The sequence below is a fragment of the Microbacterium sp. genome (assembly GCF_031180975.1).
Taxonomy (GTDB): Bacteria; Actinomycetota; Actinomycetes; order Actinomycetales; family Microbacteriaceae; genus Microbacterium.
Genome location: NZ_JAPSLI010000002.1, coordinates 1 through 22,848, shown reverse-complemented (window position 1 = coordinate 22,848; position 22,848 = coordinate 1). Strand labels below are relative to the sequence as shown.

The window sequence follows — 22,848 nt, the reverse complement described above, 5'->3', positions numbered from 1 at the left end:
ACTCTTGTGAAGATGCGGCGACGCATCTAGCGTGCTGCGGGTGGAAGACATCTCCGTCATCACGGCCGTGCACCACCCGGTGCGCCGCCGCATCTTCGACTACCTGCTGCTCTACGGCACCAGCCAGGTCACCGCCCTGTCCCGCGCCCTCGACATCCAGGTGGGCAGCGTCAGTCATCATCTGCGGATGCTGGAGCGTGCCGGCGTGGTGGAGCGTGCGCCCGACGAGACCGGTGACCGGCGGACCAGCTGGTGGCGCCTGGCGCGCCGGGGGTTCAGCTGGTCGGCGGACGACTTCGCCGATTCGCCGGGCGATGCGCTGCTGGCCAGGGAGGCGGAACGCCAGGGCATCCGCGCGCAGATCGACCGGTTGCAGCGCTGGCACCGCACGCGCACGCAGCCGCGCTACGCCGACTTCGACGCGTTCAACACCGAGACGCTCGGCTGGGCGACGCCCGAGGAGCTGAACGAGCTGTCGCGGATGCTGCGCGAGACGCTGGACACCTGGCGCGACGGCATCGACACCGATGACGGGCAGCAGCGGGTGCCGGTGTTCTTCTTCTCGCACGCCTTCCCGACGCAGCCGTGATGTCGACGTCCGCCGAACCGCTCGTGCTGCGCACCCCTCCCCCGTTCCGCCGCGACGCCATGGTGCAGTCGTGGCTGGTCGTGAAGGCGCTGTCCGACGCGGGGGACGCGGTGTGGACCATCGCGGTGGCCTGGACCGCGGTGCAGGTGGCCTCCCCTGCGGTCGCCGGCCTGGTGGTCGCGGCGGGGACGGTGCCGAGGGCTATGGTGCTGCTGATCGGCGGCGCGATCGCCGACCGGGTCGACGCACGGCGGATGATGCTGCTGTTCAACGGCATCCGCGTCGCCGTACTGGTCGCGACCGCGCTGTGGATCCTGAGCACGGGGCCCGGCGTGGCGGTGCTGCTGGCAGCGACGATCGCGTTCGGACTGTGCGACGCGTTCTACGAGCCGGCCGCCGGCACCATCGCCCGTCAGCTGGTGCGACCCGCCGATCTGCCGGCGTACTCGGCGCTGAGCCAGACGCTCAGCAGGCTGGGCACCATGGCGGGCGCGGCGGTCGGCGGGTTCCTCGTCGCCTGGCTGGGGATGCCGGGCAGCGCGGCGACGGACGCGGTGACCTTCGCGGTGGTGATCGCCTTCATCGCGATCTGGTTGCGACCCCGGTTCGCCCTGCCCCGCGCGGCGCGCGACGAGTCAGTGCTGCGCGGGGTGGCATCCGGTTTCCGCCATCTGCGGGACGACTCCGCCACACGCACGCTGGTCGTGTCGCTGTCGGGCCTGAACCTGGCGGTGGCCCCTGCGCTCGCGATCGGCCTCGCCCTGCAGGCCAGCGAACGCGGGTGGGGCGCCGGCGCCGTGGGGCTGTTCGAAGCGCTCGTCGGTGGCGGGGCGATGGCCGGTGCGCTCGTCGTCGTGCGCTGGCGACCGTCTCGCGAGGCGGTCGGCGCGTTCTGGGCGCTGATCGTGCAGGGCTTCGGAATCGTCGCGCTCGGGGTCGGCGTTCCCGTGGTGGTCGCCGCCGGATGCCTGGTGATCGGCCTGACCGCCGGGTTCGCCTCCGTGCTGCTCGGCGCGACCTTCGCGGCCACCGTCGCACCGGAGTATCTCGGCCGCATGTCGTCGATCACCCGTCTCGGCGACGATTGCCTGATGCCTCTGGCGATGGCCGCTTTCGGGGCGCTGGCGGCGGTGCTGCCGCTGTGGACGCCGTTCGCGCTCTACGGCGGCGCGCTGGCGCTGCTGATGATCGTCCCGCTGCGCAATCCAAGGTTGCGGGCGATCCGGCTGCGTTCCGGCCAGGGCGCGTCCGAGTGACCGCGGCGGGGACGATGAAGGCCCTCCGAATGGATCGGAGGGCCTTCGCGGTGTTGTGACCCCAGCGGGATTCGAACCCGCGTTACCGCCGTGAGAGGGCGGCGTACTAGGCCGCTATACGATGGGGCCGTCCGGCCTTTTCAGGCCGTCCTTGCAACCGTTCAAGTATGGCATGGTGATTCCGGCGACGCCAAATCGGCCGGGGCCCGACGTGGATCACGGGCGTGTCGCGTCCGCACGGGGGTTGCCACCGTGGCGATCCGGCGAGTTGACTCGGAGCATGCGCGTCACGAAATACGAACACGCCGCCCTGCGTGCGGAGCGGGCCGGCGAATCGCTGCTGATCGATCCGGGGTCGTTCACCACTCCCCCGGACGATCTCGCGGACGTCGTCGCGGTGATGATCACGCACGAGCATCCCGATCACTGGACGCCCGCACACCTCGACCGGATCCTGCGCGAGTCGCCGGACGTGGCGGTCTTCGCACCGCGGAGCGTCGTCGACCTGGCGAGCGGGTACCCGATCACGCCGGTGGCGCCTGGCGAGGCGGTCGCCGCCGGATCCTTCTCGTTGCGGTTCTTCGGCGGCGAGCACCAGATCATCCATTCCAGCCTGCCGCGCATCGCGAACGTGGGCGTGCTCGTCGACGACGAGTTGTACTACCCCGGCGACTCCTACGCGGTGCCGGAGGATGTCGAGGTGGGCACGCTGGCGGCACCGCTCGGCGCGCCGTGGCTGCGGATCGGTGACGCGATGGACTTCGTGCTCGCGGTCAAGCCGCGGCGGGCGTTCGGCACGCACGACATGACCCTGTCGACGATCGGCCGCGACATGCACCGGCAGCGGCTGCGGTGGGCGACCGAGCAGAACGGGGGCGAGTTCTTCGACCTCGACCCCGGCGACTCGCTCGACCTCTGACGGTGGCGCACTCCCCGGCATCCGAGGTGGTGCTCGACGAGGCGACCGTCCGTGCTCTGCTGCACCGCAGTGCGCCGGATCTCGCCGACCTGCCGCTGCGACGCGCCGCCGCGGGGTGGGACAACGAGCTGTGGCGTCTGGGCGCCGACCTGGCGGTGCGGATGCCGCGCCGGGAGGCCGCCGCGCGGCTCATCGCACATGAGCAGCAGGCGCTGCCCGCCATCGCCCGGGCGCTGGCCGCCGCGGGCGTCCGCGTTCCCGAGCCGGTGCTCGTCGGTGCACCGGACGGCAGCTATCCGTGGAACTGGTCGATCGTGCCGTGGCTGCCCGGGATACCGGCGATCGAGACGCCGCGCGCGGAGCGGACCGCCTGGGCGGCGCAGCTCGCGCGGGCGCTCCGGCATCTGCATCGGCCGGCGCCGGCGGACGCCCCACCGAACCCCGTGCGGGGGGTGCCGCTCGCGCAGCGCGACAGGGCCATCCGAGCGCGACTGGACGGGATCGGTCCGGTCCGCGTGGTGGAGTGCCTCCGCGCTGCGTGGGATGCCGGACTCGCGGCACCGGCGGCCACCGAACGGGTGTGGACCCACGGCGACCTGCACCCCGGCAACCTGCTCGTCGCGGACGGCCGGCTGCGGGCGATGATCGACTTCGGCGACGTCACCGCGGGCGATCCCGCCTACGACATCGCCGGCATGTGGCTGGCGTTCGACGCCGACGGCCGGCACGCCTTCCGGACGGAGACCGGCGACCGGTACGACGCCGCCACCTGGACGCGGGCGCGCGGTTGGGCGGCGGCGCTCGCGGCGATCCTGCTGCACGCGAGCGACGACCTGCCCACCTTCCGCGCGCTGGGTGCGAGCACCGCGGCGGAGCTCATGGCCGACCGCTGACCCAGGCGGCCGACGACCGCGCGGGTCGCCGGCCGGACCCCGGTCAGGCGGGCTGGGCGGCGCGCACCCGGATGTCGCGGGCGAGGTCGTCGCGCTGCTCGATCACGAGCCGGCGCAGCGCGGACGGCGCGTCCTGGTTCGCCGCCAACCACTCGTCGACGAGCGCGGTGGTCTCGGTGGCAGGGAACAGCCCCACCACGAGCCGCTTCGCGATCTCGATGCTGCGCTGCGCCCACGCGTCGCGGATGCGGACGAAGTACTCCGCATCAAAGAATTCCGTGAGGTCGCGCCGCCCGCCGGCGCGGAACCCGGCGATGGTGGCGTCGAGGTGGTCGTTGCTGAGTGTGCGGTCGTTCCAGGCGCTGGCCCACGCGTCCGCGCGCACCTGCCCATCCGGACGGGACGCCAGGGCCCGCACCGCGGCGGTGCGCCCGGCCGCGGTGTCGTCGGTCCGGTTCTCCTCGGCGATCCTGGCCGCGTCGGCGTGACCTGTGGTGGCGAGCGAGGTGAGCATCAACCAGCGCAGGTCGGCGTCCATCGGCAGCCCCTGCGGGGCGTCGCCGTCCAGGATCGCGGCCAGCCGCTCGGCGCGGGAGTCGTCGTAGGCGGATGCCGTCGCGAACGCCCGCGCCCACGCCAGCTGCGCGTCGCTGCCGGCATCAGCGGCCTGGAGGCCGTCCCAGGTCGCGTCGACCCAGGCGGTGCGCTCGCCCGGGCGTTCGGCGTGCGGCGTGTAGTGCTGCACTGCGTATGCGGCGTTGGCCAGCACGGCGGTGAGAAGGCCAACGTTCGGCTCGCGCCGCGCGTGGCTGCGCACGATGCGCAGGTAGCGGGCGACCGGGAGCTCGCCGTCGCGGGTCATGTTCCACAGCGCCGACCACACCAGCCCGCGCGGGAGGTCGTCGGCGAGCGCGGTCAGCGCGTCCTCCACTGTGTCGAGGGAGCGCTCGTCGAGACGCGCCTTCGCGTACGTCAGGTCGTCGTCATTGAGCAGCGTGAGATCGGCATCCGGGATCTCGACCTCGGTGCGCTCGTCGCGGATGCCGAACTCGAGCCGCTCCCGCAGCGCCAGGCCGCTCTCGGCGCGGTCGTACAGGCCGACCCGCAACCGCTGCGGGCGCGGGCCCGCGTCGCCGCCGTCCTGCACGAGCACGCGCCTGCCCTCGGCATCCGTCTCGAGGTGCAGTGCCGCGACCCCACTCGTCTGCAGCCACGCGCGGGACCACTCGCGCATGTCGTGACCGGAGACCTCCTCGAGCGTGTCGAGGAGGTCGGACAGGGTGGTGTTGCCGAAGGCGTGGGCGACGAAGTACCGCCGGGCACCTTCGAAGAAGGCGTCCTCGCCGACGAACGCGACGAGCTGCTTGAGCACCGCCGCACCCTTGGCGTAGGTGATGCCGTCGAAGTTCAGCTTCGCCGCCTCCAGGTCGGGGATGTCGGCGACGATCGGATGGGTGGTCGCCAGCTGGTCCTGGCGGTACGCCCAGGTCTTGCGACTGTTCGCGAACCGGGCCCACGCGTCGGTGAAGCGGGTGGCCGCGGCCGACGCGTGCGTGCCCATGTAGTCGGCGAACGACTCCTTCAGCCACAGGTCGTCCCACCACTTCATCGTGACCAGGTCGCCGAACCACATGTGCGCCATCTCGTGCAGGATCGTGTTGGCGCGGCTTCCCCGCTGCGCGTCGGTGGCGGCGCCGCGCGTGATGTACGACTCGGTGAAGGTCACCAGGCCCGGGTTCTCCATCGCGCCCAGGTTGTACTCGGGCACGAAGATCTGGTCGTATTTGCCCCACGGGTACGGATAGGCGAACGCCTCCGAGAAGAAGTCCAGCCCCTGGCGGGTGACCTCGATGACCTCGTCGGCCTCGAGGTGCTCAGCCAGCGACGCCCGGCACAGCACGGCGAGGTCCACGCGCTGGTCCCCCCTGGTCCATTCCGCGTCGATGCGGGCGTACGGCCCGGCGGCCACCGCGGTGATGTAGCTGGAGATCGGCAGGGTCGGCTCGAACTCGACGCGCACGATGCCGATCCCCTTGTGCACCGCCGAGGGTCGCTGATTCGACAGGACGTGCCAGCCCGCGGGTGCCGTCACGTCGAAGGCGTAGGCCGCTTTCATGTCGGGCTGCTCGAAGCACGCCATCACGCGCCGGGCGTCGGCGGGCTCGTACTGCGTGTACAGGTACGTCTCGCCGTCGGCCGGGTCGTGGAAGCGGTGCAGACCCTCGCCGGAACGGCTGTACGCGCCGACCGCCTCCACACGGACCGTGTTGTGCGCCGTCAGCCCCTCGAGCGCGATCCGGGCACCGTCCCAGCGCACCTCGCGCTCCTCGCCGTTCACGACGAGCCGGTCGACCGACTCTCCGATGAAGTCGAGCCACGTCTCGTCGACCTCGCTGTCGAACTCGACGGTAGAGATCGTCGGGAAGCCGGACCGGTCATGCTCCGGGGCCCCGGTCAGGTCGAGTTCCACGCGGATGCTGCGCGCGGTGACGGCCGCGGATCGCGCCGCCGTCTCCTCACGCGTCAGGTTGGCTGAGTTCATGCGTCCCATCGTGTCATGCGCGCGCCGTCGGCTCCTTCCGGGCCGAGGTGTCGGATGCCGTCTCGCTCGAGGGCTCAGGCGCCGGAGCGCATCGCCGGCGCCTGCGCCTGCGCCCTCGTCAGTGCGTGATCGAGATCGGCGTACAGGTCCTCGACGTTCTCCAGCCCGATCGACAGGCGCACGATGTCGGCCCCCGGCCGCGCGTCGGGTGCGACCGGGCGGTGCGTCAGAGCGGCGGGATGCTGGATGAGCGAGTCGACACCGCCCAGCGAGACCGCGTGGGTGAACAGGCGTACAGATCCGGTCATCAACTCCGCGGCGGCGTAGCCGCCCGCCAGGCGCAGCGCGATCATGGCCCCTCCCCCGGACATCTGCCTGCCCACCAGGCCCCGCGGGTCGGAGAACTCGGGATGGAGCACCTCCGCCACCGCCGCATGCTCGCGCAGTCGTTCGGCGAGCAACCGAGCGGCGGCCTGCTGGGCGCGCACGCGCAGCGGCAGCGTGGCCAGGCCGCGGTGCAGCAGATACGCGCCGAGGGGGTGCAGCACGGCGCCGGTGATGGCTCTGACACGCCGCAGCGCCTGAGCCGTGGCCTCCGAGCACGCGATGACCCCGGCGACGACGTCGCCGTGCCCGCCGATGTACTTCGTCGCGCTGTGCAGCGACATCGCGGCGCCGAGGTCGATCGGGTTCTGCAGCACGGGAGTGGCGAACGTGTTGTCCACCAGGACGGGCACGTCGCCCGCCTGCGCCACGACGGCCGCGATGTCGACCAGATCGAGGGTCGGGTTCGCGGGGGTCTCGAGGACGACCAGTCCGGTGTCGGGCCGGATGCTGCGGGCGACGGCATTCTCGTCGCAGAAGGTGACCTCGGCGCCGAGCAGGCCGGAATCGAGCAGGTGGTCGGTGCCGCCGTAGAGCGGACGGACGGCGACGATGTGGCGGGCGCCGCTGCCGGTGGTGTGCGCGAGGATCGCGGCGGTCATCGCCGCCATGCCCGAACCGAACGCGACTGACGCCTCGGCGTGCTCCAGCTCGGCCAGTGCGTCCTCGAAGCGGGCCACGGTCGGATTCCACAGCCGGGCGTAGACGTTGCCGCCCTCGGGCAGCGGGTGTCCGCCGGTCGCCATCGACTCGTACGAGTCGCCGCCGTGCAGGATGTCCGGCAGCGGGTTCGTCGACGACAGGTCGATGGGCGCGGCATGCACGCCGAGCGCTCCGAAGTCGGAACGGCCGGCGTGGACGGCGACGGTGTCGGGATGCAGCGGCAGATCAGGCATGTCGCCAGCTTGCGCCCCGCGACCATTGAATTCCAGATGCGTTGTCGCAGGTGCTTATCTGAAGCCAGTAGGTTGTTCAGCAAGCAGTCACAGGCCGTCCCGAGGAGTTCACATTGGTGTCAGCGCAGGGCACCGCCGGCGCGGTCGACGAACTCGACCTGCGCATCCTCGCCGCGCTCGTCGACAGCCCCGACCTGCCGGTCAAGCAGGTCGCCGCGCGACTCGGCATCCCCGCCTCCACCTGTGCCTTCCGGTTGCGCTCGCTTCGGGCGCGCGGCGTGATCGTCGGCGTCCGGCTGGTGATCGATCCGGCCGCGGTCGGCGCACCCGTGCAGGCGATGATCAGGGTGCGGCTCGCCAACCACAGCAAGGGCGGGGTCGAGGCGCTCTTCGATGCGCTCGTCGCCACGCCCGGCGTGCTGCAGGTGTTCCACATCGCCGGCGCGGACGACTTCCTCGTGCATGTGGCGGTGGCGGATGCCGCGGCGCTGCGCGACATCGTCCTCGAGCACATCACCGTGCACGACGTCGTGCGGGCCACCGAGACGCAGCTCGTGTTCGAACTCCGCGATGGTGTCGGCGCCGTGCCGCGGCCGTGATCGCGACACGGTTCACTCGGCGTCGATCAGCTCGAGCAGTTCCTTGAACGCCTTCTCGATCTCGTCGTGGTCGTACTGGCCCGCACGGCTCTCCGCTGAGATCACCGCGCACCGGTGCACGCGACGGAAATCGCCGTACGGGAACTTGCAGCGACCCTTGGTCCCCTCCGTGGCCTCGGTGTCCTCGCCGAGGTGCCATTTCGCGAACTCGGCCATGCCGTGCGCGTCGATGAAGTCGTTCTCGGCGTCGGTGCTCGGCGCGTGCTCGCTCCAGTCGTCGCGCTCGTCGCGCGCCACCTTGCCGTCGCGGATCAGGCGGCGCGCGTGCGCGAGGGCGTCCTTGTTGAGTCTGACGGTCATGCGGTTCTCCTTCCGATGCGGGTGGTGACGATCCTGCTCACCAGGTACAGCAGCGCGCCGGCGGCGAGCAGCAGGCCGCCGAACAGCCACACGATCGGGCGCTGCTGGGTGAGCAGCAGGATGCAGGAGAGGATGCCGAGCACCGGCACGAACGTCCAGACGCGGAAGTGGTCGTGCTCGACCCTGTCTCGGCGCAGCACGAGCACGGAGACGTTCGCGCTGATGAAGACGAACAGCAGCAGGAGCACCACTGTCTCGGCGAGCGTGGCGAGGTCGCCGATGAGCGTGAGGATCATCGCGACAGCCGTGGTGACGAGAATGGCCACCCACGGGGTGCGGCGACGCGGCAGCACCCGGGCGAGCACAGGCGGGAGCAGCCCCTGCTCGGCCATTCCGAACGCCAGGCGGCTGGCCATGATCATCGTCAGCAGGGCGCCGTTGGCCACGGCGATGAGCGCGATAAGGCTGAACAGCCAGGACGGCACATGCACACCGGTGGCTTCGACGACCGCCAGCAGCGGGCCACTGGAGTCCTGCAGCTTCCCCGGAGGAAGCGCCGCCGAGCTGGCGAGTCCGACCAGCACGTACATCGCTCCCGCCGTGACGAGCGCGGCGAACAGCGCACGCGGATAGGTCCTCCGGGGGTTCTTCACCTCCTCGATCACGTTCGCGGAGGTCTCGAATCCGACGAACGAGTAGTAGGCGATGATGGCACCGCCGAGCACCGCACCCGCCGCACTGACCCCGTGCGGCAGCTGCGTGACGCGGGAGACGTCCCCGCCGCCTCCGCCCACGAACACCGCGACCACAGCGACGACGATCACCAGGCCGCTCAGTTCGATGGCGGTCATCACGAGGTTGCTGCCCATCGATTCGCGGATGCCCCGGGCGTTCAGCGCCGCGATCAGCGCGAGGAAGACCATGGCTGCGGGAATGACGGGCACGTCGATGAAGGTGGCGAGGTAGTCCCCCGAGAACGCGATGGCAAGGCCCGCCGCACTGACCACTCCGGCAGCGAGCATGCTGAAACCGACCAGGAACGACAGCAGCGGGTTGCGGAACGCCCGTTCCGCGAACACGGCCGCGCCCCCGGCACGCGGGTACTTCGTGACGAGCTCGGCGTACGAACCCGCGGTGAGCAGCGCCAGCAGCAGCGCGACGAGCAACGGCGCCCAGAGCGCACCACCGACCTCGCCGGACAGCACCCCCATCAGTGCGTAGATGCCCGCGCCGAGCACGTCGCCGAGGATGAACGCGTAGAGCAGCGGCCCTGTGATCGCCCGGCGGAGCCGGGACGGGGAATCTGTGGCTGATGTCGTCGTGCTCTGTTCGTCGATGCTCACTCGAGGAGACTAGGCAGCGATCGGATGCCGTCGCAGGAGCCTTGACACCGAGTGCCGCCGCCCGTATCAAAGGGCCCGCGCACGGGCCGATTCCGCGCTTATAGCGCGTCCTCGGCCCGGTATCCAGCCCTTTGTCGTGCGGATTCCTCCGGATCGAAGATGGGGGCGATGCAGGAGGCGTCACCATGTCGAACAATGCACCCGAGCACCCGGTGGCCGGCTCTCACACCGATCCGACGCGCGTTCTGAACCAGCCCGCGCTGCGCACCTCGAACGGTCGGATCTGGATCGTCTCCGCCGGCGTTTTCACAGCGGTCTGCCTGGCACCGCTGATCGGGATCATCTGGACCGGCGGCGCCGCGGCGGCGGTCGCCGCGATCACGGCCGTCCTGCTCGTCGGCCTCTTCGGCGCGATGATCACGGTGCATCACACGGTGTTCCCCGGTTCTCGGCGGCTTCGTCTGCTGGCGGTGTGCATGCTGGCGATGGCGCTGGTCGCGTTCGTGGGGATGCTCACCTGCGTGCTCATCGTCTGGGCACCGATCTGGGCGTGAAACCTCTCCTCCCCGCGCGGCCGGGATCAGGGCAGGATGGCGGTGAGACGAAGCGGGGAGCACATGAGTGACAGTGCCGAGGACGGTGCCGTGCGGGCCGGGCTGCACGAGGTGGGACGCCGGGTCGCGCAGGAGCTGCGGCTGGCACCGGAGGAACCGGATGCCGTCGTGCGGCCGGCCCGCCTGCCGAACTGGCGGTCGGCTCTGCCCGTCGGCGCTCTGGCCATGGACAGCGTCGCCCTCGCGTCCCTCGCCATCGCGCTCTCCTCTCATGATGGCGAACGTGCGCGGGCGGCGACTCGGGTCGAGGTCGACCCGGTCCGCGTGCAGGCCTCGTTCGGCAGCGATCGCGTGCTGCGCGTCGACGGCGAGGCCCCGACGGTGTGGGCCCCGCTCTCGGGCTTCTGGCGCGTCGCCGACGGGTGGGTGCGCACGCACGGAAACTACCCGCATCACGCCCGGCGGCTGGTCGCCCTGCTCGGTCTGCCGCCGGATGCCGACAGGGACAGGTTCCAGACCGCGCTGCGGGAGCGCTCGCGTTTCGAGCTGGAGGACGGCGCGGCCGCCGGCGGCGCCCTCGTGCTCGCCGTGCGCACACCGCACGAGTGGCGGGAGCACCCCCAGCATCCGCACATCGACGGCGCCCCGCTGGTCCTGCTGCGTGACCGCGACGGCGCCCCTCCCCGTCCGATGCGGCCGCGCGGCGCCCGCCCGCTGAGCGGGCTGCGGGTGCTGGATCTGACCCGGGTGATCGCGGGGCCCGTCGCGACACGCGATCTCGCCCTCGCTGGAGCGGACGTGCTCCGGGTCGACTCGCCCCGGCTGCCGGAACCCAGTTGGCAACACTTCGACACCGGTCAGGGCAAGCGCAGCACCCTCCTCGATCTCGACGTCGCCGCCGAGCGCCAGCGCCTCGACGACCTGCTGGCGGATGCCGACGTCGTCGTCCACGGCTACCGTCCCGGCGCCCTGGCGAAGTACGGACTCGACGCGGGCACGCTGCACGAACGGCATCCGGGGATCATCGTCGCGCAGCTGTCGGCATGGGGAACCGACGGGCCGTGGGGGCGCCGGCGGGGCTTCGACAGCCTGGTGCAGGCGGCATCCGGTATCGCGATGCGCGAGAGCCGCGACGGCGGGGAGACGCCCGGTGCGCTGCCCGTTCAGGCGCTCGACCACTCCGCCGGGCATTTCCTTGCGGCGGCGATTGCTACGGCCGTGCGGCGGCAGCGGCACGACGGCGGATCGTACGAAGTGCAGATCAGCCTGGCCGGTGTCGCGCACGCCCTGCTCGCGGCGCGCGACGCACCGGACTCCGCGAGCGACGACGGTGCCGCTCTGCCCACGGTGTCCGTGCCGGTGGCCGCGGACGGCGCCCCGGCCTCCGGAGTGGTGGAGTGCGCACCGCCCGTTCTCGCCTACCCCGACGCTCCTGCGGACTATCCGCAGGCGATCCACCCATGGGGCACGGATCGGCCGGTCTGGGCGAGCTGAACCCGGCGCGGGTCAGGACGCGCGCGGGGGCGGACCGATCACCGCCGCGGCGTCCGGCGGCACGACAAGCGCCCCCTCGACCAGGGCGATGCCGGGGTCGGTTGCGAGCAGCAGCTCCTCGTCGTCCGCGACGGGGCTCCGGAACTGCTCGGTTCCGAGGTTCACGATCACGCTGACGCGCCCACGGCCGAGGACGAACACCCGCCCGGCAGGATCGGCGGCGGCATCCGTCCACGCCGACAGCGAGCCGAACGAGGGGTCCGTGAGCTCGGGGTGCGTGCGGCGCAGCGCGGCGAGCGCACGGTACAGCGCGAGCAGTCGGGCGTGCTCACCCGCCTGCGCCTCCTCCCACCGCAGCTTCGAACGGTGAAAGGTCTGCGGGTCCTGCGGGTCGGGCACGACGTCCGGGTCCCAGCCCATCCGCTCGAACTCCGCGACACGCCCCTTCGCCGTCGCCTCGCCGAGCCAGTCCTCCGGATGCGAGGTGAAGAACTGCCAGGGCGTGGACGCGCCCCACTCCTCGCCCTGGAACAGCATCGGCGTGCCAGGGGCGGTAAGGGTGAGCACGGCGGCCACGGCGAGGCGGCCGAAGGGCAGCGAAGCGGACAGCCGGTCCCCCGCCGCCCTGTTGCCGATCTGGTCGTGGTCCTGTGCGAACGTGACCAGCCGCCACGCGGGCACCTCGCCCGGGATCGGGAAGCCGTGGTCCCGGCCACGGAACGACGAGTAGGTGCCGTCGTGGAAGAAGCCCCTGGTCCAGGTCTTCGTGAGTGCGTCAGGAGCGGCGAAGTCGGCGTAGTAGCCGGCGACCTCCCCGGTCAGCGCGACGTGCACGGCGTGGTGGTGGTCGTCGCTCCATTGGGCGCTCAACCCGTGACCGCCCGCCTCGCGCGGAAGGATCAGCGTGGGGTCGTTCAGGTCGGATTCGGCGATGAGTGTGAGCGGCCGGCGCAGGTGAGCCGACAGCGCATCCACCGCCTCCGCCAGTTCGCGAAGGATATGCACCGGCTGCTCGTCGTGCAGGGCGTGCACGGCGTCGAGCCGCAGCCCGTCGACGTGGTGGTCGCGCAGCCACATCAGCGCGTTGTCGACGATGAACGAACGCACCGGCGGCTGATCGAGATCGACGCTGTCGCCCCACGTGTTGCGTGACCCGTCACGCAGGTAAGGACCGAACTCCGGCAGATAGTTGCCTGACGGCCCGAGATGGTTGTAGACGACGTCCTGGATGACGGCGAGCCCGGCGGCGTGGGCGGCGTCGACGAACCGCTGATAGGCGGCGGGTCCGCCGTACGCCTCGTGCACCACGTACCAGAGCACGCCGTCGTAGCCCCAGTTCCATTCCCCGTTGAAGGCGTTCACGGGCAGCAGCTCGACGTGCGTCACGCCGAGCTCGACGAGGTGCGGCAGCCGTCCGATCGCGGCGTCCAGCGTGCCCTCTGGCGTGAACGTGCCGATGTGCAGTTCGTAGATCAGGCCGCCGGCGAGTTGACGTCCCGTCCAGGCGTCGTCGGTCCACGCGAACGCGTGCGGGTCGAACCAGGCCGAGAGCCCGTGCACGCCGTGCGGCTGGCGGCGCGAACGGGGGTCCGGCCGCACGGCGTCGGCGTCGCCCAGCAGGAAGCCGTACGCGTCGCCCTCCGCCAGGGTCACATCCGCCCGCCACCATCCGTCGACGGATGCCGTCATGTCGGTGTCGCCCGCGGGCCCGGCATCCGCTCGGCGCAGCCGCACCCGCTCCGCGCGAGGTGCCCAGACTTCGATCATCGCTCTCCTCCTCCGGGTGTGGTCTCGGGGCTCACTGCGGGCGGGCCAACAGTGCGACGGGGAGGTCGCCGAGCAGCTCGGTGAGGCGCACCCGCCCGCCGTGGATCCGGCGACCCGTGAACTCTTCGCGCCACTCCCCGGTGGGCAGGAGCAGTTCGGTGTCCTCCCACCCGCCGCGGGCGGCGAGGGCGATCGGCAACCGGGTGGCGACGGCCACCGCGCCGCCGCGGTCGAAGGCGACCGCGTGGCCGGCCGCCGATCCGGCGACGGTCAGGGGGCGGTACCGGGTGTACAGGTCCGGCCGGTCGCGGCGCAGGCGCAGCGCCCGTGAGGTGACGAGCAGCTTGGCCGCGGCAGACGCGTCGATGGTCGGCGTGGCCGCGCCGGGCGCGTCCAGTTCTGCCAACATCCGGCGGCGAAGGTCGAAGTCGACGGGGCGCCGGTTGTCGGGGTCGACCAGCGACGTCTCCCACAGTTCAGAACCCTGATACACGTCGGGGACGCCAGGTGCGGCGAGCTGCAGCAGCTTGGCGGAAAGTCCGTTCGACCAGCCGGCGGGCGCGATCTCTGTGACGAAGTCGTCGATCACCGGGCGGGCGGTGTCGAAGGCCGCGTCGACGAGGGCGTGCATGCGCTCCTCGAAGGCGGGGTCGGGATCCCACCAGTCGGTGCGGTCGCCGGCCTCCCGAGCAGCCTTCTCGGCGTAAGCGTGCAGCCGCTCCGGGGTCGCCGGCCAGGCCCCGATGATCGCCTGCCACAGCAGGGCGTCGAAGGGGCCGTGACCCGTGGAGGCGATGCCGCGCAGCCGGTCGAGCACGTCGGCCCAGCGGTCAGGGATCTCCGCGAGCACGGCCAGCCGGGCGCGCACGTCCTCGCCGCGCTTGGTGTCGTGCGTGCTGAGCGTCGTCATCGCGTCGGGCCAGGCGGAAGCGTGTCGTGCCTGCGCGTCATGGAAGCCACCGACGGGCAGCGCGAAGACCGACGGGTCACCACCGACCTCGGTGAGGGAGCCGAGCCTGGTGAACCGGTAGAACGCGGTGTCCTCGACCCCCTTCGCCATCACCGGCCCTGCGGTCTGGGCGAAGCGGCGGGCGACTTCACGGTCGGGGTCGGTGAGCGCGGGGGTCAGCGCGGCGATGGCACCGGCCAGCTCGGGGCGGCGGGCGGAAGCCTCGGTCGCCGCCTGCTGGAACCAGCCGATCCCGGCGGGCAGGTACGAGCGGTAGACGGGATAGCAGGACAGCAGTTCGACCAGTGCCTCCTCGGCATGCTCGATCGGCGCGGGCAGGCACCGCACGAGCCGGCGGACCTCGGCGGTGAGCATCTGCTCAGCGGCCCGGCGCTTGGTGGCGTGGATCAGGTCGGGCCAGGACAGGTGGTCGAGCCCGCTTTCGGCGTGCAGGCGGACGTCGAGGGCGTCGAGGGTCTCGGCACCCGCCGGGTCGGTGAGCACCCGGTCGATCTCGGCGAGCGCGTCGTACCCTGTGGTGCCCGCTGTGCGCCACCAGGACGGCAGCGGCTCGGGGTGTGCGGTGGCGCTGTGCTCGAGGATCTTCTCCACCAGCACGTACGCATCGCCGGTGGCGTCGCCGAGGCGGTCGAGATACCCGCCCGGGTCGGCGAGCCCGTCCGGGTGGTCGACGCGCAGACCGTCGACGAGTCCTTCGCGGATCCACCGCAGCACCTCGACGTGTGTGGCGTCGAACACCGCGGGGTCCTCCACGCGGACACCGGCGAGGGTGGTCACCGCGAAGAAGCGGCGGTAGTTCAGGATCGCGTTCTCGTTGCGCCAGAACTCCAGCCGCCAGTGCTGGCGGTCGAGGACCGCGCGGATGCCGTCGGCCGACGCCAGATCGTCGTCGGGTCCCACGGAGCCGGGCGTGAGGGGCAGGGCGTTGTCGAAGTACCGGGCGAGGCCCGCTGGCGCGTGCTCGGACGCCGTCGTGTCGATGCGGATCTCACCGCGCGCGAGCACGGCGTCGGGTTCGTCGCCGAGGATCGGCACGCACACCTTGCCGCCGCCGAAGTCCCAGTCGATGTCGAACGCGGCGGCGTGGGCGGACGCGCGGCCGTGGGTGAGCACGTCCCACCACCAGGCGTTCTGTTCGGGGCGGGAGATGCCCATGTGGTTGGGGACGATGTCGACCAGGATGCCGAGTCCGGCGCCCCGTGCCGCCGCCGCGAAGTGCTCGAGTCCGGCCGCTCCCCCTCTGGCGGGATCGACCCGCGTCGGGTCGACGACGTCGTAACCGTGGTCGGAGCCCTCCGTCGCCTGCAGGAGCGGCGACAGGTACGCCCAGTCGACCCCCAGGTCACGTAGATAGCCGGTCACGGCCGCCGCGTCGTCGAGGTCGAAGGACTGCCGGATCTGCAGGCGGTAGGTGGAGCGCGGAGTCATCGTGACCTCTTCCTGGAGCGGGTTCGGGCGCCGTGCTACTTCCCGTAGCGGGGCTTCCCTGACTCGGGCCCGACAGGATCGGCCGTACCGAAGTCGGACGTGCCGGAGTCGGCGGGCTGTTCCGGGGCCGGCGCGGCAACGCGTGCGGCGCCGGTACCGGTATCCGATTCGGCGGCATCCGATTCGGCGGCATCCGATTCAGGGCCCGTTCCGGCACCCGATTCAGCGCCCGTTCCGGCATCCGGTTCGGCACCCGTGTCGGCATCCGGCGCGGTGTCCAAGGCGACGGCGTCCGAGGCAGGGGCGACCGGTGTCTCGGCTCGGGCGGCGCGCTCGGTCTCGTCGGCGACGTGAGCGGCGAGCGACGCGGCCACCGAGTGGTCGATCTCCGGCTGCACACCGTGGTGCTCCGTGAGCACGACGAGCGAGCGTGCCGCGAGGGTCAGCCCCTCCGCGGGGGCGACGAGGCCGCTGCCGGCGCGCTTGCCCTCGGTGTCGACCAGGATCTCCCACTCCTGGGCGATCGCCACGTCGGGGAACGAGAAGTCCACCGGTTCCGCGCCGGCGTTGAACAGGATCACGAAGTGCTGATCCCGCACCTCCTGCCCGCGGGTGTCCCGCTCGCGGATGCCGTCGCCGTTCAGGAACACGCCGATCGCGCGACCGAAGCCGGACTCCCAGTCCTCGGGCTGCATCAGGCTGCCGTCCGGGCGCAGCCACGCGATGTCGGGCAGCGGCGCCCCCTCCTCGCGCCGCACCGGGCGGCCGTCGAAGAACCGGCTGCGGCGGAAGGCAGGGTGCTCTCGGCGCAGCCGCGAAAGGGCGGCCGTGAACTCCACGAGCGGCTGGTCGACGGCATCCCAATGGATCCAGGTCAGCTCGTTGTCCTGGGCGTAGCCGTTGTTGTTGCCCTGCTGCGTGCGGCCGAGTTCGTCGCCGTGCGAGAGCATCGGCACCCCCTGCGAGAGCAGGAGGGTGGCGAGGAAGTTGCGCTGCTGGCGGGCGCGCAGCGTGCGCACCTCCGGATCGTCGGTCGGACCTTCGACCCCGCAGTTCCAGGAGCGGTTGTGCGACTCGCCGTCGCGGCCGTCCTCGCCGTTCGCGTCGTTGTGCTTCTCGTTGTACGACACCAGATCGCGCAGGGTGAAACCGTCGTGCGCGGTGACGAAGTTGATCGAGGCGACCGGTCGGCGGCCGGAGTGCTCGTACAGGTCGGCCGAACCGGTGAGCCGGGAGGCGAACTCACCGAGGGCCTGCGGCTCGCCGCGCCAGAAGTCCCGCACGGTGTCGCGGTACTTGCCGTTCCACTCCGTCCACTGCGGCGGGAAGTTGCCCACCTGGTAGCCACCCGGGCCGATGTCCCACGGCTCGGCGATCAGCTTCACTTGCGAGACCACCGGATCCTGCTGGACCAGCTCGAAGAAGGTGGACAGGCGGTCGACGTCGTAGAACTCGCGGGCGAGGGTGGCGGCGAGGTCGAACCGGAACCCGTCGACGTGCATCTCCAGCACCCAGTAGCGCAGCGAGTCCATGATGAGCTGCAGCGTGTGCGGGTCTCCGACGTTCAGGCTGTTGCCCGTACCGGTGTAGTCGGTGTAGTACCGCTTGTCGTTCGCCTCGAGCCGGTAGTAGGCCGCGTTGTCGATCCCGCGCATCGACAGTGTCGGGCCGAGATGGTTCCCCTCGGCGGTGTGGTTGTAGACGACGTCGAGGATGACCTCGATGCCCTCGGCGTGCAGCGCCTTCACCATGCTCTTGAACTCCTGCACCTGCTGCCCGCGCTGGCCGGTGGCGGCGTAGGTGTTCTGCGGGGCGAAGAAGGCGATGGTGTTGTAGCCCCAGTAGTTCGACAGCCCCTTGTCCTGCAGGGTGGAGTCGTTGACGAACTGGTGCACCGGCATGAGTTCCACGGCGGTGACGCCGAGCTTCTTGAGATGCTCGACGACGGCGGGATGTGCCATCGCGCCGTACGTGCCCCGGATCTCCTCCGGGATGTCGGGGTGCAGCCGCGTCATCCCCTTGACGTGCGTCTCGTAGATGAACGACTCCGCGTACGGCGTCTTCGGCCGTCGGTCGCCGTCCCAGTCGAAGAACGGGTTGACGACGACGCCCTTCATCATCGCGGCAGCCGAGTCCTCGTCGTTGCGGGAGTCGGGGTCGCCGAAGTCGTAGCCGAACACGGACTGACCCCACTCGATCTGCCCGTCCACCGCCTTCGCGTAGGGGTCGAGAAGCAGCTTGTTCGGGTTGAAGCGCTGCCCCTCGGTGGGGTCGTTCGACCCGTGCACGCGGTAGCCGTAGCGCTGGCCGGGCCCGACGCCGGGAAGGTACGCATGCCACACGAACGCGTCGACGTCTATGAGCGGCACTCGGGACTCGGCACCGTCCTCGTCGAAGAGGCAGAGCTCCACCTTGTCGGCTCCTTCGCTGAACAGTGCGAAGTTGGTGCCGCTGCCGTCGAACGTCGCGCCCAGGGGGTACGCGGATCCTGGCCATGCCTGCATGGGCATCCCCTCTGTCGGAAGAACTTCACCTTAGCGGGGGTGCCGGAATCGAAGGCAAACGCGTGCGGAGCTCGGGCGTCATCTGCTATAGGACCCCCGGAGCGCGTCAGCCGAGCAGGTCGTGATCGAAGAATCCGCCGAACGGCGCGGACTCCTCACCCGTGTCTCTGGGGTCGAACTGCACCGTCTCGTCCGTGATGTGCACCGAGGAGTGCGGCGTGAAGAGCACGCTCACCGGCCGGTTGCCGACCACCACGAAGTTCACGAAGCGTCCGGACGTCTCGACCGCCTCTTCGATCCGCCGTTTCAGATCGTCGACGTCCACTCCCTGTGCGAGCGGAAAGGTGGTGCCGTCGACCCCCAGTAATGTGCGATTCATCGTCTGCAGCGTCACCATCCCGGCAGGGTAGAAAAACGACCTGAGAGCGCTGCAGGGGCTTGCAATCACGGCGGGCGTGTGGCACTCGGCGCGTCACCGCGCATGTCAGCGTCGCATTTCAGCGCGCCCGCGTGGCACTTCCCCGGCGCGGAGGTCAACCCCCTCCTGATCCCGTGCCGGAGAGCACAGCCTGGAACTGATCACGTGGGCGTCCGCCCACCAGACGTCAGGAGTCGAGATGAGCACACACAGTTCTGATCCTCATGACCGCGAGCCCGCCGCCGTGTCCGCCGAGCGCGGCCCGACGCAGCGCGAGGAGGTGCTGGATCGCGAACAGGAGCGGTTCGGCGGATTCAAGTGGGGTTCCGCGTTCTTCGGCTGGCTGACCGCGACCGGCACGGCGGTCCTGCTCACGGCCCTGCTCAGCGCCGTCGGGGCCGGGCTCGGACTGGGCGTGACGGAGGGCGATGTGGATGAAGCGGCGGACGACATCGCCGCCAACGCGGACACGGTCACCATCATCGGGGCGATCGCCCTGGCGCTCGTGCTGTTCATCGCCTACTACTGCGGCGGTTATGTCGCCGGGCGGATGGCTCGATTCTCGGGCGCCAAACAGGGTGTCGCGGTCTGGCTCTGGGCGGTGGTCATTGCGATCGTCGTCGCCATCATCGCGGCGGTCGCCGGCTCGCAGTTCAACGTGCTCGGACAGCTCAACAGCTTCCCGCGGATCCCCGTCGACGAAGGCACGCTCACGGTGACCGGCATCGTCACGGCGATCGTGGTCGCGCTCGTCAGCCTGGGCGGCGCGGTGCTCGGCGGGATGGGTGGCATGCGGTACCACCGGCGCGTCGACCGGGTCGGGCTCGGACGATGAGCGCCCGCGCGACAGGAAGGGCACCCCGATGATCGATTCGCACAACGTCAACAGCCTGTTCGGCGCACCCGTCGTCGCGCCGGACGGGTCGAAGATCGGCACCGTGAAGCACGTGTACGTCGACCCCGACGGCGGCCACCCGCTGTTCGTCGGCGTCCCTACTGGGCTCTTCGGCACGGCCGAGTCGTTCGTCCCGCTGGGAGACGCGGACTTCGACGGCGAGGTCCTGCACGTGCAGTACGACAAGGACACGATCAAGCACGCGCCGCGCATCGACGCCGACGGCACTCTCACCGACGAGGAGATCGACGGCATCCACGACTACTACGAGCACGGCACCGGAGAGGATGCCGTGGCAGAGCGCGACGACGCGCGCGATGACGAACCGCGCCGTCGCGCGCGGCTGGAGCGGTACGTCGTGGCCGAGCGCGACGACGGCATCAGACCGCTGACGCGCGAAGAGGTGATCACGGAGCGCCCGGCCGGCGAGGGGTCGCACATCGACACGACGAGCGAGCTGCACGGCCACGACGGCGGTCCGTTGCGGCGCGACCGGCGCTGAGCGGGGTGCCGCTGAGCAGGCAGCGGCCGGTCACACGTCGACGATCTCGCCGTTGCGCGGCATCCGCCCGTTGAAGCGGATCGGCACGGCGCGGGCCGTGCCGATGTCGCGGCTGTCGACCGCCTGGACGTGGACATGCGGTTCGGTGCTGTTGCCGGAGTTGCCGCACCGCCCGACTCGATCGCGTACGCCGTGCCGAAAGGGTCGTGCCATGGCTGGGCACCCGGTCGGCCGGGCTGTTCTGCACGAGCCAACGTCCGGTGAACGGGAAGGCGAGATCAAGCGGCACCCCCTCATGCTCGCCAGTGAGCCCCTGTCGCTGCAATGCTGTCCGCTATGGGCAGCGAGGAGATGGTCACCGAAGCCGAGCGGTCGACGCTCGCAGAGTTCGGGAGCGTACACGGCCTGTGGCGCGCGGATGATGCCATCGAGGTGCTCGCCAGGCGGGACGAGAACACCACCTTCCGGATCGGCGACATCGTCGTCCGCCGCGGGGTGGATGCCGAGGCGGTCGGCCGCGAGGTGGCCCTGCTGCGCGCGCTGGCGGACGCCACCGCGGTGCCGGTGCCCGTCCCGCTCTTCCACGCCGAGGATCTCGGGATGTTCGCCTACCGACGGCTTCCCGGTGCGCCGCTGCTCCAGCATCCGCTCAGCCACGACGCCGATGTCACGGCGGCGATCGTCGAGGTGCTGCGGGCGCTCCGGGCGGTACCCGAGGCGGCGCGCCTGCCCGTCGACGACTACCCCGAGCGGGAATGGCATCGCGACGCGATCCGCGACTTCAATGCGGTGCGGTCGCGCCTCTCCCCCGCGGATGCCGACGCCGTCGCGACGTTCCTCGCCGAGGATCCGCCGCCCGCCCGCGCCGAGCGGATGCCGCAGCACAACGACCTCGGCGCGGAGCACATCCTCGTCGATGGCCGCGGCAGGGTCGCCGGGATCATCGACTGGACGGATGCCGCCCGCACCGACCCCGCCCGCGACGCCGGTTCGCTGTATCGCGACCTGGGAGCCGCCGTGGCGTACCGGGTGAGCGAGTCGCTCGGACATGCCGTCGGCGATGACGAGCGGCACCGGATCCGGTTCTATGCGCGCTGCCGCTGGCTGGAGGATCTGGCCTTCGGCGTCGAGGATCCCGTCGGGCGCGGAGCGTATCTGCGGAACGCCCGGCGGACGTTCGCGCACGTGTTCGGCGACGCGTCGGGTTGAGCCACGCGCTCGCTCCACGTTTATACAGCGAAGCGTGTACGTTGTTCGCATGTCTCTCGCCACGACGATCGCGACCGCCACGCATATCGCGGCGCTGGCACGCTTCGGACATGCTCTTTCCGATGCCACACGCGCCGGCATCCTGCTCGCACTGCGGCAGGCTCCGGCGACACCCTCCGATCTTGCGGATGCGCTCGGTGTCTCGCGGCAGGTGATGTCGAATCAGCTCGCGTGCCTGCGCGGCTGCGGGCTTGTCGAGTCCGTCCGGGACGGTCGGCGCAGTTGGTACCGGCTGGCCGATCCCCACATCGCGCCCGCTCTCGGGGAGATGCTCCGCACCGTGCTCGAGGTCGATCCCGGCTGCTGCGCCGGAGAGGAGTGCACCTGCGCATGACCACGACGACTGCACTGACGGATGCCAGAAGGCACGCTCTGCACCGCCGGATCCGCTGGATCGTGTCGGCGACGATCGCTTACAACCTCGTCGAGGCGGTGGTCGCGATCGCGGCGGGAACGGCCGCATCGTCGGCCGCGCTGATCGGATTCGGGCTTGATTCGACCATCGAGGTGCTCTCGGCGGCAGCGGTCGCGTGGCAGTTCACGCGCCGCGACCCCGAGCGGTGGGAGAAGGGCACGCTGCGGGTCATCGCGGTCGCGTTCTTCGCGCTCGCGGCGTACGTCTCGGCGACGTCGCTGCTGGCGCTCGTGGGCCGGGTCGAGGTCGAGCACTCCCCGCCGGGGATCGCCATCACCGCGTTGAGCGTGGTGGTCATGCCGTTCCTGTCGCTCGCCGAGCGGCGCGCCGGCACGGAACTCGGATCGGCGACCGCCGTGGCCGACTCGAAGCAGACGCTGATCTGCACGTATCTGTCCGCGGCAGTGCTCGTCGGGCTGGTCGTCAACAGCCTGTTCGGCTGGTGGTGGGCGGATGCCGTCGCCGGCCTCGTCATCGCCGGATTCGCGGTGCGCGAAGGCATCGAAGCGTGGCGCGGCGATGCGTGCGCGACCTCGGTGGGGATGATCCTCGAAGGGGACGACGAGCACGGACACTGAGGCGTGGGGCTGGTGCGGTAGTCGTCTCGCGCGGATACTGGGCGAGGTATTCGATCAGGGCAGCAAGTCGAACCACTGAGGTCGAGTCCTCATTACGGATGATCTCTGACGTCGATTTGCCCTCGCGGACGCAGAGGGGGCGGTGGGGGGGTTATCGGCAAGAAAGTGTGGACGGGTTCTCGTATTAGCCGCGTGATTTCGCGGTAGAACGGGGATCGGTATGGTTCACGATCCATAGTCGTGAAGCCTCCGACGAACTCGGCACGTTGTTTG

The 22,848-nt window shown here is 70.8% G+C and carries 21 protein-coding genes and 1 tRNA gene; 12 read left to right on the top strand and 10 right to left on the bottom strand.

Annotated features, from left to right (window positions below):
• Positions 1–40: 40 nt before the first annotated feature.
• Together RIF65_RS03200 and RIF65_RS03195 are read left to right on the top strand one after the other, a co-directional pair.
• The gene (locus RIF65_RS03200) at positions 41–589 is read left to right on the top strand and encodes an ArsR/SmtB family transcription factor (protein ID WP_309064471.1); all 549 of its coding nucleotides are present in this window, start codon (positions 41–43) and stop codon (positions 587–589) included.
• Complete coding sequence (locus RIF65_RS03195) at positions 589–1,845, top strand: MFS transporter (RefSeq protein ID WP_309064472.1); 1,257 nt, start codon at positions 589–591, stop codon at positions 1,843–1,845. The genes RIF65_RS03200 and RIF65_RS03195 overlap by 1 nt, the downstream gene beginning before the upstream one ends.
• A 56-nt stretch (positions 1,846–1,901) precedes the next feature.
• Here RIF65_RS03195 and RIF65_RS03190 read toward each other — a convergent pair.
• Positions 1,902–1,974 (bottom strand) — tRNA-Glu (locus RIF65_RS03190).
• A 151-nt stretch (positions 1,975–2,125) separates the two neighbouring features.
• Here RIF65_RS03190 and RIF65_RS03185 point away from each other — a divergent pair.
• Positions 2,126–2,764, top strand: coding sequence for an MBL fold metallo-hydrolase (locus RIF65_RS03185; RefSeq protein WP_309064473.1), 639 nt, complete (start codon positions 2,126–2,128; stop codon positions 2,762–2,764).
• A 2-nt stretch (positions 2,765–2,766) separates the two neighbouring features.
• Entirely contained in the window at positions 2,767–3,657 is an 891-nt protein-coding gene (locus RIF65_RS03180) for a phosphotransferase (protein WP_309064474.1), read from the top strand.
• Positions 3,658–3,700: 43 nt separating this feature from the next.
• On the opposite strand, the gene pepN is transcribed toward RIF65_RS03180, so the two are convergent.
• On the bottom strand, positions 3,701–6,199 hold the full coding sequence (pepN, locus tag RIF65_RS03175) for an aminopeptidase N (RefSeq protein ID WP_309064475.1): 2,499 nt from the start codon (positions 6,197–6,199) through the stop codon (positions 3,701–3,703).
• A 74-nt stretch (positions 6,200–6,273) separates the two neighbouring features.
• Positions 6,274–7,479 (bottom strand): trans-sulfuration enzyme family protein, encoded by a 1,206-nt coding sequence (locus RIF65_RS03170; RefSeq protein WP_309064476.1) that lies wholly within the window; start codon positions 7,477–7,479, stop codon positions 6,274–6,276.
• A gap of 116 nt (positions 7,480–7,595) precedes the next feature.
• On the opposite strand from RIF65_RS03170, the gene RIF65_RS03165 reads away from it, so the two are divergent.
• Positions 7,596–8,078, top strand: a complete 483-nt coding sequence (locus RIF65_RS03165) for an Lrp/AsnC family transcriptional regulator (RefSeq protein WP_309064503.1) — start codon at positions 7,596–7,598, stop codon at positions 8,076–8,078.
• Positions 8,079–8,090: 12 nt separating this feature from the next.
• Here the strand turns inward: RIF65_RS03165 and RIF65_RS03160 are convergent, their stop codons facing one another.
• Both RIF65_RS03160 and RIF65_RS03155 read right to left on the bottom strand, forming a co-directional pair.
• Positions 8,091–8,438, bottom strand: coding sequence for a hypothetical protein (locus tag RIF65_RS03160; protein ID WP_309064477.1), 348 nt, complete (start codon positions 8,436–8,438; stop codon positions 8,091–8,093).
• A complete protein-coding gene (locus RIF65_RS03155) occupies positions 8,435–9,775 on the bottom strand; it encodes an APC family permease (RefSeq protein ID WP_309064504.1) in 1,341 nt (446 codons plus the stop codon). The genes RIF65_RS03160 and RIF65_RS03155 overlap by 4 nt, the downstream gene beginning before the upstream one ends.
• A gap of 191 nt (positions 9,776–9,966) precedes the next feature.
• On the opposite strand from RIF65_RS03155, the gene RIF65_RS03150 reads away from it, so the two are divergent.
• Together RIF65_RS03150 and RIF65_RS03145 are read left to right on the top strand one after the other, a co-directional pair.
• On the top strand, positions 9,967–10,335 hold the full coding sequence (locus RIF65_RS03150) for a hypothetical protein (RefSeq protein ID WP_309064478.1): 369 nt from the start codon (positions 9,967–9,969) through the stop codon (positions 10,333–10,335).
• Positions 10,336–10,398: 63 nt separating this feature from the next.
• A complete protein-coding gene (locus RIF65_RS03145; RefSeq protein ID WP_309064479.1) occupies positions 10,399–11,829 on the top strand; it encodes a CoA transferase in 1,431 nt (476 codons plus the stop codon).
• A 12-nt stretch (positions 11,830–11,841) separates the two neighbouring features.
• Here RIF65_RS03145 and treZ read toward each other — a convergent pair whose 3' ends face one another.
• From treZ to RIF65_RS03125, 4 genes are all read right to left on the bottom strand, one after another.
• On the bottom strand, positions 11,842–13,596 hold the full coding sequence (gene treZ / locus RIF65_RS03140) for a malto-oligosyltrehalose trehalohydrolase (protein ID WP_309064480.1): 1,755 nt from the start codon (positions 13,594–13,596) through the stop codon (positions 11,842–11,844).
• A gap of 31 nt (positions 13,597–13,627) precedes the next feature.
• Entirely contained in the window at positions 13,628–15,994 is a 2,367-nt protein-coding gene (gene treY / locus RIF65_RS03135) for a malto-oligosyltrehalose synthase (RefSeq protein ID WP_309064481.1), read from the bottom strand.
• Between the two features lie 35 nt (positions 15,995–16,029).
• Positions 16,030–18,498 (bottom strand): glycogen debranching protein GlgX, encoded by a 2,469-nt coding sequence (gene glgX / locus RIF65_RS03130; protein ID WP_309064482.1) that lies wholly within the window; start codon positions 18,496–18,498, stop codon positions 16,030–16,032.
• A gap of 106 nt (positions 18,499–18,604) precedes the next feature.
• Complete coding sequence (locus RIF65_RS03125) at positions 18,605–18,895, bottom strand: hypothetical protein (RefSeq protein WP_309064483.1); 291 nt, start codon at positions 18,893–18,895, stop codon at positions 18,605–18,607.
• A 220-nt stretch (positions 18,896–19,115) separates the two neighbouring features.
• Between RIF65_RS03125 and RIF65_RS03120 the strand changes: the two genes are divergently transcribed.
• Together RIF65_RS03120 and RIF65_RS03115 are read left to right on the top strand one after the other, a co-directional pair.
• Positions 19,116–19,751 (top strand): hypothetical protein, encoded by a 636-nt coding sequence (locus tag RIF65_RS03120; protein ID WP_309064484.1) that lies wholly within the window; start codon positions 19,116–19,118, stop codon positions 19,749–19,751.
• Between the two features lie 28 nt (positions 19,752–19,779).
• The gene (locus RIF65_RS03115; RefSeq protein ID WP_309064485.1) at positions 19,780–20,313 is read left to right on the top strand and encodes a PRC-barrel domain-containing protein; all 534 of its coding nucleotides are present in this window, start codon (positions 19,780–19,782) and stop codon (positions 20,311–20,313) included.
• 30 nt (positions 20,314–20,343) lie between these two features.
• Here the strand turns inward: RIF65_RS03115 and RIF65_RS03110 are convergent, their stop codons facing one another.
• Positions 20,344–20,526, bottom strand: a complete 183-nt coding sequence (locus tag RIF65_RS03110) for a hypothetical protein (protein WP_309064486.1) — start codon at positions 20,524–20,526, stop codon at positions 20,344–20,346.
• A gap of 123 nt (positions 20,527–20,649) precedes the next feature.
• Here RIF65_RS03110 and RIF65_RS03105 point away from each other — a divergent pair, with 123 nt between their 5' ends.
• Genes RIF65_RS03105 through RIF65_RS03095 form a run of 3 tightly spaced genes read left to right on the top strand, consistent with a single transcriptional unit; the run spans position 20,650 to position 22,575 of the window.
• Positions 20,650–21,522 carry a phosphotransferase family protein gene (locus tag RIF65_RS03105; RefSeq protein WP_309064487.1) on the top strand — a complete coding sequence of 291 codons (873 nt, stop codon included), beginning with the start codon at positions 20,650–20,652 and terminating at the stop codon, positions 21,520–21,522.
• Positions 21,523–21,571: 49 nt separating this feature from the next.
• The gene (locus RIF65_RS03100; RefSeq protein WP_309064488.1) at positions 21,572–21,916 is read left to right on the top strand and encodes an ArsR/SmtB family transcription factor; all 345 of its coding nucleotides are present in this window, start codon (positions 21,572–21,574) and stop codon (positions 21,914–21,916) included.
• Positions 21,913–22,575: a cation transporter gene (locus RIF65_RS03095; RefSeq protein ID WP_309064489.1), complete on the top strand. Its 663-nt coding sequence runs from the start codon at positions 21,913–21,915 to the stop codon at positions 22,573–22,575. The genes RIF65_RS03100 and RIF65_RS03095 overlap by 4 nt, the downstream gene beginning before the upstream one ends.
• The last annotated feature ends 273 nt before the right edge of the window (positions 22,576–22,848 follow it).